General features: G+C 58.3%; 12 protein-coding genes and 1 pseudogene. 11 read left to right on the top strand and 2 right to left on the bottom strand.

Translation table 11 applies throughout. The features are described from left to right. Positions 1-235: 235 nt before the first annotated feature. Positions 236-406 carry a hypothetical protein gene (locus tag AC07VU_RS13295; protein ID WP_495029999.1) on the top strand — a complete coding sequence of 57 codons (171 nt, stop codon included), beginning with the start codon at positions 236-238 and terminating at the stop codon, positions 404-406. Between the two features lie 126 nt (positions 407-532). Beyond that, positions 533-1,248, top strand: a pseudogene (locus AC07VU_RS13300) (gamma-glutamyl-gamma-aminobutyrate hydrolase family protein). A gap of 47 nt (positions 1,249-1,295) precedes the next feature. Here the strand turns inward: AC07VU_RS13300 and AC07VU_RS13305 are convergent. Together AC07VU_RS13305 and AC07VU_RS13310 are read right to left on the bottom strand one after the other, a co-directional pair. After that, positions 1,296-4,937, bottom strand: coding sequence for a transporter substrate-binding domain-containing protein (locus AC07VU_RS13305; RefSeq protein WP_495030000.1), 3,642 nt, complete (start codon positions 4,935-4,937; stop codon positions 1,296-1,298). A gap of 82 nt (positions 4,938-5,019) precedes the next feature. Beyond that, complete coding sequence (locus AC07VU_RS13310) at positions 5,020-6,216, bottom strand: EAL domain-containing response regulator (protein ID WP_495030001.1); 1,197 nt, start codon at positions 6,214-6,216, stop codon at positions 5,020-5,022. A 202-nt stretch (positions 6,217-6,418) separates the two neighbouring features. On the opposite strand from AC07VU_RS13310, the gene AC07VU_RS13315 reads away from it, so the two are divergent. The 9 genes from AC07VU_RS13315 to AC07VU_RS13355 all read left to right on the top strand — a co-directional run bounded on the left by AC07VU_RS13315 (position 6,419) and on the right by AC07VU_RS13355 (position 13,811). Beyond that, the gene (locus tag AC07VU_RS13315; RefSeq protein WP_495030002.1) at positions 6,419-7,045 is read left to right on the top strand and encodes a response regulator; all 627 of its coding nucleotides are present in this window, start codon (positions 6,419-6,421) and stop codon (positions 7,043-7,045) included. Positions 7,046-7,249: 204 nt separating this feature from the next. Next, the gene (locus AC07VU_RS13320; RefSeq protein WP_495030003.1) at positions 7,250-7,774 is read left to right on the top strand and encodes a fimbrial protein; all 525 of its coding nucleotides are present in this window, start codon (positions 7,250-7,252) and stop codon (positions 7,772-7,774) included. A gap of 70 nt (positions 7,775-7,844) precedes the next feature. Then, entirely contained in the window at positions 7,845-8,369 is a 525-nt protein-coding gene (locus AC07VU_RS13325; protein WP_457274634.1) for a fimbrial protein, read from the top strand. 44 nt (positions 8,370-8,413) lie between these two features. Further along, on the top strand, positions 8,414-10,900 hold the full coding sequence (locus tag AC07VU_RS13330) for an outer membrane usher protein (protein WP_457274636.1): 2,487 nt from the start codon (positions 8,414-8,416) through the stop codon (positions 10,898-10,900). Between the two features lie 21 nt (positions 10,901-10,921). Next, positions 10,922-11,680 carry a fimbria/pilus periplasmic chaperone gene (locus AC07VU_RS13335; RefSeq protein ID WP_495030004.1) on the top strand — a complete coding sequence of 253 codons (759 nt, stop codon included), beginning with the start codon at positions 10,922-10,924 and terminating at the stop codon, positions 11,678-11,680. Between the two features lie 32 nt (positions 11,681-11,712). Next, positions 11,713-12,282: a fimbrial protein gene (locus AC07VU_RS13340; RefSeq protein WP_457274638.1), complete on the top strand. Its 570-nt coding sequence runs from the start codon at positions 11,713-11,715 to the stop codon at positions 12,280-12,282. Positions 12,283-12,292: 10 nt separating this feature from the next. Continuing rightward, complete coding sequence (locus AC07VU_RS13345) at positions 12,293-12,772, top strand: fimbrial protein (RefSeq protein WP_457274639.1); 480 nt, start codon at positions 12,293-12,295, stop codon at positions 12,770-12,772. Further along, on the top strand, positions 12,769-13,272 hold the full coding sequence (locus AC07VU_RS13350) for a fimbrial protein (protein WP_457274641.1): 504 nt from the start codon (positions 12,769-12,771) through the stop codon (positions 13,270-13,272). The genes AC07VU_RS13345 and AC07VU_RS13350 overlap by 4 nt, the downstream gene beginning before the upstream one ends. An 8-nt stretch (positions 13,273-13,280) precedes the next feature. Further along, the gene (locus AC07VU_RS13355) at positions 13,281-13,811 is read left to right on the top strand and encodes a fimbrial protein (RefSeq protein ID WP_457274642.1); all 531 of its coding nucleotides are present in this window, start codon (positions 13,281-13,283) and stop codon (positions 13,809-13,811) included. Positions 13,812-13,816: the final 5 nt, after the last annotated feature.

The following is a 13,816-nucleotide window of genomic DNA, read 5'->3' on the forward strand; positions in this document are numbered from 1 at the left end:
GCAGTGGTTAACTACCTGTACTTAGTCGGTTACATCCTTGGCAACCCACTCGGTACCTATGAATTGCGAAGTGACCAGAAAAACTTGAGCAGCGAGGCAGTCCTCAACTTGTCTGCAAAGTTTGCATCGGACCAAAGCGCCATCGTTCACCGAGGTCCAAGTGCAGCGTCTCGAACATGGCCATGAACGCGATACATCGCTTGGACATTCCCAGCAGCCCTGAGCGGATTCGGGCATGAAAGCGATCACAGAACGAATAGCCCACGAACAGCACCGGCTTATAGCGATCAATGACTGGTTTCTTCTTTACGACGATGCCGAGCGAAAACGCGATTGTCCGAGCACGCACCACGAAGAATTGCTGCGCCAGGCCGATGAGATGGACCGCCCTGACTTGGTGGACTGACCCGAATGGCGAGACCTTCGGCGGCTAGCCGACCGAGGCTTTCTGAAGGCCATCGTTGGAGCTGATCACCACGCTTGTCAAGCCTGAGCCCAAGCGGAAAGATTTCTTAAAAAGGAGTAAGAGGGAATGTCACGGCTGCCAATCATCGGGGTGACGGCCTGTTGCTCCAAGGTCGGCCCGCATGCGGTGCAACTGAGCGACGATAAAAATGCTCGTGCGGTGGCCACGGCCGCGCAGGGCCTGCCGCTGATCCTGCCGATGTTTCCAGAATTGCTGAATATCGCGGACATCCTCGATAGACTAGACGGGCTGTTCTTCACCGGCTCACCTTCGAACATCAAACCACACCATTACAATGACCCACCCAACCCACCCGGCACCCAGCATGACACCGCGCGCGATCACCTTACCTTGCGGCTGTAGCGTGCCACGGGCTCCAGAAGATGAACGTAGCCTTTGGCGGCACGCTCGTCCAGCAGCTTCATCAACCCGATATGGAACATGAGCCGCCGACCTATGAACCTCTTGAGGATCAATATGCACCGGCCCGCAGGATCATGGTGCGGCCGTGCGGTGTGCTTCATGGGCTGGTGTTTTCTGAAGTGATCGAGGGCAATTCAGTCCATGGGCAAGGTATCGAGCGTGTCGGTGAAGGTCTAAGGATCGAAGCTGTAGCAATGGATGGTCTAGTAGAGGGGTTGTCAGTGGAAGGCAGTCGTTCATTTGCCCTCGGCGTGCAGTTGCAGCAGGAATGGCAGGTGAGGTTCTATCCCCAATACTTCGCGATCTTCGAGGCGTTTGGCACGGCTTGCCAAGATCGAGCAGCACAGCGATCTCGGTAGTGCCGGCTACCGCCATCGCTGCAACCGGCAGCAAGCACAATTTGAACCTAGCTGACCAACGATAAAGTCAATGCCTGGTTCAACACCTCAATTGCCCCTTTAAGCTCACCAACCGCGTGCTCCAACTCCTGCGCCGGTACCTGGACAAGCAAACACACCGCCTCCAACTGCCGACAGCATTCGACCACCTGCTCACCCTTGACCACCCGCGCAGCGCCCTTGATGCGGTGCGCGAGCTCACCGAGCTTATTGGTGTCCCTCTCGCGCAGCAGTGCATTCAACTGCTCACAATCACTGCGATTATTCTTGATCAGTTCATCGAGTATTTGGCGAAACTTCAGCGGTTCACTACTGATCATCAGTTCCAGCGGCCCCAGGTCGATGACTTGCGGGGTTTGAAACGGCGGCATCAACTGCTCATGCTGGCAGTGCTCAATGGGTCCATTGTCAAATGCATCCTCCGGCTGCAACGCGTGCAGCCGCGCATCCAGCTCATCCAAACCCAGTGGTTTGATCAAGCAATCATTCATGCCAGCCTGGATGCACAGCTCGATTTCCTCCGGCTGAGCGTCGGCAGTCAGACCGATAATCACAGTTGCGGCCAAGCCCTGTTCCTGCTCAGTCTGGCGTACGGCACGGGTGAAGTCGGCCCCGTTCATTACCGGCATGCGGCAGTCAGTGATGATGATGTCGAAAGGTTGCTCGCACCAGCGCTCGTAGGCCAGCTTGCCGTTCTCCGCCTCGAACACATCATGGCCGAGGTAGCTCAATTGCTGATGCAACACCTGACGATTGATCCGGTGATCGTCCACCACCAGCACCTGCAATTGATACCGGCGGACGTCCTGGGTCAAAGCAGGCACATGGTTGAATTCGATCGGCTCCAACACTTGCAAGCGCATCTGGACATCGACCCGTGTGCCCCGCCCCGGGGTACTGGTCAGGTCCACCCTACCCCCCATCATTTCGCATAGCGATCGGCAGATCACCAGCCCCAGCCCGGTCCCTTCGCTGTGCTGGACATTGCGCTGGGCCTGGGCGAAAGGTCTGAACAAGCACTCCTGATCGGCCGTGCTGATACCCACGCCGGTGTCTTCGACACTCAGGTTGACTGTGAGCAGGCTGGCATCGATCAACATTCCGGCAATACGGACGGTGATAGTCCCCTCTTCCGTGAACTTGATCGCATTGCTGACCAGGTTGGAAAGAATCTGCTTGAAACGCAGGGCATCGATCAGCACATCACAGTTGATGCTCGAGTCGATCTCGAGGACCAGGTTCAGGCGCTTCTGCCGTGCCAGGCCTTCAAACACGCGGGCCACCGATTCCACAAGTTCTCGTAGGTTGGCGCGCTTGGGCGAAAGACTCAGGCGTCCGGACTCGATTCGGGCGATGTCCAGAATATCGCCGATCAGCTCCAGAAGGCTCTTTGCCGAGGTATGGGCGATTTCGATGCTGGCGCGATCGATCGGCTTGTCGTCCGCCCGCTTGAGGGCGAGCTCAAGAATACCGATCACAGCGTTCATCGGTGTGCGGATCTCATGGCTCATGGTGGCCAGGAAACTGGTCTTGGCACGACTGGCATCGTCGGCAAGTGTCTTGGCTTCTTGCAACTGCTGCACCAGCTGACGGTGCTCGGTGATGTCCAGCCAGCCACAGATAACCCCCTTGATCTGGCCTGTGGAGTCCCGGAAGGGTTGTATCCAGTGATTGATCCACACTTCCCTGCCCTGCAACGCAATGGCATGAACCGACTCGACCGTCTGGCCCTCACGCATGGCCTGCAGATAGTTGCGATGAAAGTCCGGGAGGCTCTCGAAGTTCTCCTTGGGTAGCTGGCGCACGGTCTTGTTCAGCACCTGATCGGCGCTCAGGCCTACACTTTTGAGGTAGCTGCGATTGCACGACAGCATGCGCCCCTTGATATCGCGTACATACAGCGGCGGTGGCATGCAGTCGGTCAGGGTTTCGACAAACTGCAACTGATCGTTAAGCATCCGTTCGGCCTTGAGCCGGGCTTTGATCTGGCGCCGCAGGTAGAACACCCATACCAGCAACAGGACCAGCATCAGCACTGCAGCGGCGACGATTTCGCTGATCACCCGCTGGTAATCGATCCAGGTCTGACCGCTCATGCCCGGCGGCGAACGCCAACGATTGGAAATCGCATTGAGTTCGTCGGGGGCTATCGCTTGCAATACCTTGTCAATGATCGACTGCAGCTCGACATCACTGCGGCGCATTGCGAAGTTGGTTGTGGATGACCCAAGATCAAGCATTTGATTGATGGCCAGCCTGTCACGGAATAACCGCTCAATGTAGTAGCGCGCGGCAGGCAGCGACACCATGGCGGCATCGGCCTTGCCCTGGTAAAGCAGGTTCATCGCATCCAGCGAGCTACCCGCTTCCATCACCACAGCTTCTGGATAACGTTTGCGCAACTGCCGGATGGCCACATGACCTGTAGGAACCGCCACTCGTTTTTCAGCCAGGTTTACCAGTGTGCCTTGTTGGCCAACGCTACTGAGTAAAACAAAGGGGCTGTTGATCAGCGACCGGGAAAAGCGCAGATGCTCTTCCCTTTCCGGACTGGCCGTCATCAGCGCCATATCGGCTTTGCCTTGTTGTATCGCTTCGATGATTTGAGGGAGGCCGCCACTGCGCGTAACCACTTCAAAATGCAGGCCAGTAGTGAGGGTGATCACTTCGAGAAGATCGGCGATCGCGCCCGAAAAAATCCCGCGCGAATCGAAATACGCACCCGGCGCGAAATCATCATTGATCACCAACCGTGCCACAGGGTGCTGCTGAATCCAGCGTACCTGCTCTGCGGTCAGATCAACGGGTTCCTCACCGGGGATGAAGCTGTTGCCCACCCAGCGCTTGGCCAGGGAGCGCAGCTGATCGTCGCCGATAGTCTCGATCGCAACATTGATCAACTGCTGCAATCGCGTGTTGCCAGCCTGCAGGGCGTATCTATAACCGCCTCCCCGCACGTCGGAAAAACGCTCAAAACGGACATAGTTGTAGAACGCGCGATTAATCAAGAAATACGCACTGTACAGGTCATCCAGGTACACGTCTGCCTGACCAAAGGCGGCAGCAGCAATAGCCTTTTCATGACTGGCATAGACCCGCAAATCAGCCCGAGGGTAGCGCTTCTTGAGCTCGACGCTGTGTTCATCTGTGATCGCTACGCGCAACCCGGCAAGGTCGGTGGGCGACTGGCGGCGTTCAGAGCTGCGCTTGAACATCGCCAGTCGATCCTGGGCGTAGGGCGTGCTCAGCAGGATGTCCGGACGCGGCTCCGTGCTGCAGTGGATGCTGATCACATCAACGCGCCCGGCCTGCAACGCCTTGAGTGCCTCCTGCTCATTGGCAAAGGTCACGATCTTGACCTGCAAGCCCAACAACTGCGCGACCAGGGCTGTGACATCGGCGCTGATGCCCTCGTACAGGCTGTCTTGGGCATCGACCGAAAACGGTGCGGACTCGGTCGCCGACACACCGACCTTGAGCTCGGCCTTATGCCGCAGCCATTGCCAGTCCTCGGTCGAAATCGCCATGTCGCGGTGATCGATATGCAACTGGCTGGACAGCGTCCGAGGAGTCACAGGCAGTGCGGCAGCCAGCAGCGGAGCGCAGCTCAACAGCAGGCCGATGGAGAGGCAGAAAATACGTAGATGCATGCGAGGTTAGAGCCAAACCAGTCCGGAAATCGCCGAGAGGGCGGTGCAATGATAGTTCAAAGTGGTTGCCGTCGCTCATTCATCAAGACCCGCCCTGCCCCGTCTTTTGCGTGCAAAACTCGATCAAGTGACGCTCCGGCATGGGTCGGGCAAACAAAAAGCCTTGGGCAAGGGTACCGCCCAGCTCGATCAGCCGGGCCTGTTGCTCCATGGTCTCCACGCCCTCGATAACCAGCGAGATGTCCAGCGCCCGGGCCAGTGCCACCGCGCAACTGATGATCGCAGCGCTCTTGGGCTGGCGTTGCATCTTGCTCACGAATGCCCGATCCAACTTGACCTGGCTAAAAGGTAGTTCGCTAAGCCGATTCAGCGAAGAATAGCCTGCGCCAAAATCATCCATGGCCAGGCCGCAACCGAGCATACGCAGCCGCACCAGGTTCTCCAGGCTGCTGGCCGGCGCGCTGATCAGGGAGGACTCGATAATTTCGAACATGACACTGTTCGCAGGCACCTGAGCGCGCTTGAGCATGACGGGGATGCGCTCGGTCAGCGCGGTACAGGCAAGCTGCGTTGGATGCAGGTTGAACGCCAGGTTGATCCCCTCGCCCTCCAGCTTCAGCCTTTGCTGCAGCGCCAGTCCCTGCTCGAACAGTTGCCAGAACAACCGGCTGATCAGATTGTGCTCTTCCATCACCGGGAGAAAGTGCGCGGGCGTCAACACCCCCCATTGCGGATGCTTCCAGCGTGCGAGCACTTCTGCGCCAACCATCACCTGCCCTTGAAGCGTGACTTTGGGCTGGTAGTAGGCCTCAAACTCACCATTGTCCAAGCCCTGCTGCACATCGCTCAAGGTAGCGAGTTCTGCAGGCGATAGACGTTGTGGAACGGCGCTGCAAAACTCCCGGTAGCGTTTGACCAACTGGCTGAAGTCTTCAAGTTTGAAAGGTTTGCCCAGATCGCCCAAAAAGGTCAGGCCCAGGCAGTGAATCATCGCGACCGTAGCCTGACGCAAAACTGGGTCCAGTTCACTGCACAACACCACTGCCCTGACCTTGCCACTGCTACTGGCGTGTCGTAGAAATGCTAGACCATCCATGCCGGCCATTTTCAGGTCGCACAGGACAATGTCCACCGTGTCGCAGGCGGACAATAGGGCGATTGCTTCCTGGCCATCTGCCGCTTGCAAAATAAGACCTGGTAGGAATTTTTCCAGTGCCGTCACGATGACGAGGCGCTGGAAGGGTTCATCCTCCAGAACCAGAACAGTCAAATCTTGCATTGCAGATCTACACGTGTGCAATTAAAGGAGAGACAGTGTGCAAAATACGCCTCAGCCCTTTCCATCAGAAATTTCCTGCGCTCACCGAGAATTTTCCTGACGTAAGCCGATAAGGAGTACAACGCTGCTCTACATGGATAATACTGTAAATGTTCTACCACCCTAGACTGCTCACCCCGTAACAGACTCAAGGTAAAGTCATATGCATAGCGTTCTGATAGTTGACGATCACCCGGTCATTCGAATGGCCGTGCGAGTCTTGCTGGAAAAGCATGGCATGCGCGTGGCCGGTGAAACGGATAATGGCATAGATGCGGTTCAGCTCGCGCGAGAACTTAACCCTCAGGTGGTAATCCTCGATATTGGAATACCTAAGTTAGACGGATTTACTGTCATATCCAGAATTAGAGCGTTAGATGTGCGTAGCGAGATACTGATCCTGACTTCGCAACCTGCCGACTCTGTGTGTAGACGTTGCATCCAGTTGGGGGCGCGTGGTTTTGTCAACAAAGAAGAAGATCTTGCCAGCCTGGTTTCCGCGATCAAAGCGGTGAACTCCGGCTATACCTTCTTTCCTGCCCTCGCGCTTGACAGCATAAAATCTTCTGACCAATTAACAGAGCTAGAGCAGATCCGCTCGCTGACCGACCGAGAAATGACGGTTCTGCAATACTTGGCCCAGGGTTACTCAAACAAGCAGATTGGTGAAACTCTCCTGCTCAGTAACAAGACTGTGAGCACCTACAAGGTTCGTTTGCTACAAAAGCTGGGGGCTTCCTCGCTGATAGACCTTGCTGAATTCTCCAAGCGCAACTCATTGACGCCCTAAGGAGCAGCGAAAAGGCCTCTAGGAAATTTCCTAGACCTGCTTCAGCATCGTACTACTTACATTTTACCTTCCTCCTTCTAAGCTAATTCCAGCTCAACGGTACACAGATACCTAGTCAGCTGTGTGTTCCATTGAGTCCCTTCAAGGATCTCAATATCAACCTAGGAGTATCAAATGAAAGTTCGTTCGTTGGCTGGCGCTATAATGGCCGTTACTTTGGCAGCCACCTCGGCCGTCAGCTTCGCCAAAGACCAGGGTCACGGAAAGATCACCTTCAAAGGCGCAATTATCGATGCGCCTTGCTCCATCGCTCAAGAGTCCCAATACCAGACCGTCGAGATGGATCAGATCTCCAACGTCGCCCTGAAAAATGGCGGTAAATCCAGCCCTAAGACCTTCAAGATCGAATTGCGCGGCTGTGAACTGGGCGCCCTGAAATCGGCCACGGCGACCTTCACCGGCTCGCCTTCGTCCACCCCTGACCTGCTGGCAATCAAAGGCACCGCCCAGGGCGCAAGCCTGGCCATCGCCGACCACACCGGCGCGCTGCTCAAGCTGGGCAACGCTTCGCCTGCGCAAACGCTGACCGATGGTGACACCTTCCTGCAGTTCAGCGCCTATCTGCAGGGCGACATGGTTACCCCAGAAGGTGGCGGCGCAGCAGCGCCTGCCGAAATCGTACCGGGCAACTTTGAAACAGTCGCCAACTTCACCCTCGCCTATCAGTAACGGACGCCGTCACTGAAGTCCCCCCCAGTGCGCACGGCTGCGTGCTGCGGGGGAGCTTGCGGAGGTTTAGATGATTCGCTCAACCGCACTGCTATTGGCCCTCTGCACGTTGGGCGTACCTCTGTATGCTGCCGATGGGTTCAAGGGACGCGTGCAACTGACCGGAAGCATCGTCGACAGCGCCTGCAGTATCCGTATGGGTAATGACAATCAAACGGTCGCGTTCACCCCTTTGGCCCTGAATAGCTTGGTTAGCGGCAATACTTCAACCCAGCAACCCCTGAGTATTCACATCAGCGACTGCATGACATCGGATGCAAATCACAACAATGCCCCTTCCCAACGGTTCGAACTGACATTCGAAGGTCAGCCTGATGGCAAGTACTTTGCCACTCAGGGTACCGCTAAAGGTATTGCATTGCGCATTAGTGATGAGCAGGGGCAATTGATTTCGCCCGGCATGTTAATCGAGCACAGCAGGCGCTCTTTCGACAGTCTGATACTCAATTATTCGCTGACGTTAGTCGGCAGCGGGCATGCACTGAAAACGGGCGATTATCACACCACGATCAAACTGAGTATTCAGCACTTCTGAACTGCAAGCATTCAGTGTGCAGTTTCGCTCAAGGATTTAGTCACGTGGAACACCATAAGTTACTGGCCGCCACGGCATTGTGCTGTGCCGCGACATGGGCAAGTGCAGCCGAAGAATTCCAATTCAACACCGATGTCCTGGAACTCAAGGATCGCGAGAACCTTGATCTTGGGGTGTTCGCCTCGGCCAACTTCATCATGCCCGGCCACTACAACCTGTTGGTACACGTGAACCGCGATACGTTGACGGAGTACGCCGTCGACTACATTCCGGTCGATGACGATCCGAAAAGCAGCGTTGCCTGTCTTTCGCCGGCATTGATCAATGAACTGGGTCTCAAGGAACGCGTTATCACGTCATTGAGCTGGTGGCACGACGGCGCCTGCCTGGACCTAAGCAGTGTCCAGGGCATGCAGGCCCGTGGCGATCTGGGCACCTCAGCTCTGTACCTAAGCATCCCTCAGGACCAGCTGGAATACACCGCACCGAACTGGGACCCGCCCTCACGTTGGGACGAAGGTATTTCCGGGGTGCTGCTGGACTACAACTTCAACGCCCAGACCACCGAGCGCAAGCAAGGCAAAGGTCGCAGCGACAACTTGAGTGGCAACGGCACCGCCGGTATCAACCTCGGCGCCTGGCGCTTGCGTGGCGACTGGCAGACCCAGATGCAACGCAGTGACGACCAGCCTTCACTCAACAAGTTCGCCTGGAGCCGCTTTTATGCGTTGCGTGCAGTACCGTCACTGCGCTCGAACCTGATCGTCGGTGAAGACTACCTAGACTCCAACCTGTTCGGCAGTTTCCGTTACACCGGCGCCAACCTGAGCAGCAACGACAACATGTTGCCACCCAACCTCAGGGGGTATGCCCCGGAAGTCACTGGCGTGGCGCGGACCAACGCACGGGTAGTGATTCGTCAACAAGGGCGGGTGCTCTACGACACCCAGGTGCCGCCAGGCGCTTTTCGCATCCAGGATCTCAACGACGCGGTTTCTGGCCAGCTGGACGTGCGCGTCGAAGAACAGGACGGCAGCATCCAGGAGTTCCAGTTGGACACCGCCAGTATCCCCTATCTGACCCGCCCTGGCACCGTACGCTACAAACTGGCCGCCGGTAAACCCTCCGACTGGGAGCACCAGATCGATGGCCCTGCGTTCACCACTGGTGAGTTTTCCTGGGGGGTGAGCAATGGCTGGTCGCTGTATGGCGGCAGCCTCGGAGCCAAGGACTATGGCTCCTTGGCCGTGGGTGTGGGCCGCGACCTGATGGCCTTTGGTGCGCTGTCGTTCGACGTCACCCAGTCGCACGCAACGCTGCAGAACGACACGCTCAGCGGTAAGTCCTACCGTGCCAGCTATTCCAAGCGCTTCGATGAGTACGACAGCCAGATCACCTTCGCCGGCTACCGGTTCTCCGAGCAGAATTACCTGAGCATGAGCGAATTCATCGAGGCCCGGCGTGGCAGCCAGTCGTTGAACCAGAGCAAAGAATTGTATACCGCGACCTTGAGCAAGCAGTTTCGAGACTCCGCGCTCAGCCTGTACTTCAACTACAACCACCAGACCTACTGGAACAGCCAGGCAAGCGACCGCTACAGCCTATCATTGTCGCGCTACTTCAATGTCGGTGGTCTGAAAAACCTCAGCCTGTCGCTGACCGCGTACCAGAACAAGGCCAACGGCACCTCCGATGACGGCGCCTATCTGTCGGTGAGTATCCCCTGGGGCAGCACCGGCTCGATCAGCTACAACTCATCGATCAACCGCGGCGACACCAGCCATAGCCTGAGCTATTACGACCGGATCGATGAGCGCAACCACTACATGGTCAGCGCCGGACAGGCTTCAAGCGGTCAAACCGCCAGCGGCTACCTGTCCCATGACGGCGACGAGGCACAGGTTGTGGCCAGCGCCAGCTACCAGGCCGGCGAGTACACCTCGGCCGGGCTGTCCCTGCAGGGTGGAGCGACGATTACCGGCCACGGCGCGGCGCTGCACCGCAGCAACGTCATGGGCGGCACCCGGCTGCTGATCGATACCCAAGGCGTAGCCGACGTGCCGGTACGCGGAAACGGCGGAGTCACCCGCACCAACCGTTTCGGCAAGGCCGTGGTGACCGACGTCAACAGCTACTACCGCAACCAGGCCAGCATCATGTTGGACAGCTTGGCCGAGGATGTCGAAGCCACTCAGTCCGTCACCCAGGCGACCCTGACTGAAGGGGCGATCGGTTACCGCCGCTTTGATGTGATCGCCGGCCACAAGGCCATGGTCGTGATTCGCATGGCCAACCACCGCGCGCCGCCCTTCGGCGCCTCGGTACAGAACAGCCGCGGCCAGGAAACCGGCATCGTCGGCGAGGACGGCTCGACCTATCTGAGCGGCATGAAACCGGGCGAGCTCATGTCTTTGCACTGGGATGGCAGCGCGCGCTGCCACTTCACCCTACCCGAGCAGGTGGTTTCGCCCGACCGACAACTGGAGCTGCTGTGTCTGCCGACCAGCGACCCGGATAACGCCACTGCTTGATTCACTACACCAGGTAACCACATGAAAACTTGCTACAAACGCACCACCTTGACCCTGATTGCCCTGCTGAGCACCTGCGCGGCGCAAGCCAGCCTGGCCGCCGTATCGCTGGACCGCACTCGGGTAATTTTCACAGGTGGCGAGAAATCGGTCAGCCTCAGCATCAGCAACCAGAACACCCAGTTGCCCTACCTGGCCCAGGCCTGGATCGAAAACGAACAGGCCGAGAAGATCACCAGCCCACTGGTGGTGGTACCGCCAATCCAGCGCCTGGAAGCCGGAGCCAACAGCCAGGTGAAAATCCAGGGTCTGCCGGAGCTGGCCCGGTTGCCCCAGGATCGCGAATCGCTGTTCTACTTCAACCTGCGCGAGATCCCACCACGCAGCGACAAACCCAATACGCTGCAAATCGCCCTGCAAACGAGGGTCAAGCTGTTCTACCGGCCCGCGGCAATTGCTCCACGTGCCGGCGTCAACGAAGCCCCCTGGCAGGAAAAACTCACCCTCACCCGCCAGCACGACCGCTACCTGGTGAACAACCCGACGCCCTATTACGTCACGCTGATCGATGCAGCGCCCAACCTCAAGGCCGACGGAGCAGCCGGCTTTAAGCCACTGATGATCGAACCCAGGGGCCAGCTCGACCTGGGCGTGAGCAACAAGGTGCTGGGCGACAAGCCGGTGCTGACCTATGTCAATGACTACGGCGGCCGCCCACAGCTGCAGTTCAGCTGCACAACCAGTACCTGCACTGCCAGCCCCGTGACCAGCAAACGCTGACGATCAATGACTCGTTCCTGTGAGGGCCAATCATGAAGCCCAGACTCTGTGTATCCCTGGCAGCACTCCTGTACTGTGCCAGTGTCACCACTCATGCCGCCAGCCCGGCAAGGTCGGCCGAGTTCCAGGTCACCGGCACCTTGCTTGAAAGCGCCTGCTACCTGGACCCGAGTTCCGCCTACCAGAGCTTGTCTTTGGGCGAACTGAGCACCACTCGCCTGTCGCACATGGGCGACCAAGGCACGCCCGTGGCCCTGCACCTGAAGCTGCAAGGCTGCGTGCGCAGCGACGGCGGTCGTCATGACGAGCAGCAAGGTGCGCTGGTCTGGAGCGCCATCGAGCCGGTGGCGGCAGTGACATTCAAGGCGGTGGCCGACACCGACACACCCGGACTGATCAAGGTAATCGGCGCCGAGGGCTTCGGCCTGCGCCTGCTCGATGTCCAGGGCAATGACGTGCGGCTGGGCCGCACCGCCCCCGCCTGGTTCGTCTCGCCCGGCGACAGCCAGCTGACCTACTACATTCGCCCCGAGCGCACGACCGCCCCGCTGCGCCCGGGCGCCTTCCGCGCCAGCCTCAATGTGAACCTGGCGTATGACTGAGGCCCTCATCATGACTGTCGCACGTCCCGCGTTGCTGGCACTGCTGCTTGGCTGCGGACCGCTGGCCCAGGCCGCCGAGAGCCGGGTGACGATACAAGGTGTCATCCATGCAGCGATTCCCTGCGTGATCAACAGAAACGCGCCCATCAGCGCCCCTTTTGAAGATGTTCAGATTGCCGGCATCAATGGCCAGTACAAGACCATCTCCATCGACTACGCGCTCGACTGCAGCCGCTCGGCAACCAATGAGCTGCGGATACAGGTGCGCGGCTATCCGACCTTCGACCGCACGATGCTGCAGATACCCGGTTACGACAACATCGGTATCGCCCTGAAAAAGGACGGCGACCGGTGGGCACTCAACACCTGGTCCAACTTCGATACGCGCAAGCAGCCCGTGCTGCAAGCCGTGCTGGTCAAGCGCGACGCCAGCGAAATCAAGGCCGGCGCATTTAAAGCCAGCGCAACCCTGGTGGTGGACTATCGATGATCCTCTTGCATCGCACCTTGGCAATCCTGTCAATTACTGCACTGCCCCTGTCGTGCGTCGACGCGGACAACCTGGTGTTCACCGGCACCCTGTTGGCCCCGCCCGGTTGCACCGTCAGCGACAAGGGTGGACGTATCGACGTGCGTTTCACGCAAAACATCGCCGTCAATCGCATCGATGGCGAGCGCTATCGCCAGGTAATTCCCTACCAGATCGACTGCCCGGCTGCGGGCGACTCCAACATTACCTGGCATATGCGCCTGACCCTCAAGGGCACGCCCGCGCCTTTCGACAGCTCTGCGTTGAAAACCTCGGAAAGCGATTTGGGTATCAAGGTCCTGCTGGGCGGCACCGCATTGGCGCCCAACGAGCCGCGAGAGATCGATGTCCGCGCATCGACACCGCCCGTGCTGGAAGCCATGCCGGTAAAGCTGGCCGGCGCGGCGTTGCCCAGCACTGAATTTACTGCCTCGGCGCTCTTGATGGCCGAGCTCTACTAGGAGGATCCATGAGCAAGTGGGCCATGAACCTGGGCGCCTGGATCGTCAGCCTGTGGTTGCCGGCGAACCAGGCGGCAGAAGACAACCTGTACTTTTCTGGCACCTTGGTGAACGAGCCTTGCATGCTCGCCGAAGGGGATAAGTTGATCGAAATGGACTTCGAAAGCGTGATCGACAAGGACCTGTACCTTAACGGCAGGACCAAGGGTCGCCCCATCGAGCTGCACCTGCAGAACTGCGACCTGGACGTCGGCAAGCGCATGGTCAGCATCACCTTCAACGGCAACGAGAGCAGCGAACCACCCGGGTTTCTGGTGCTGCGAAGCACAACCGTGCAAGGCCTGTTGGTAGGGCTGGAGACAATGGGTGGCGTGCCGCTGCCACTGAACAAGACCCACCGCATGGGCGAGCTGACCCGTGGTGAAAACCTGATCAGCTTCAATGCCTACCTGCAAGGCGAGCCCAAGGTGCTGGCCAATCGCACCCTCGGACAGGGCGACTTCGAAGCCTCCCTGACCTTTGCCCTTAGTTACGAGTGATCATC

This window comes from Pseudomonas sp. GW821-FHT02B10, assembly GCF_059421865.1.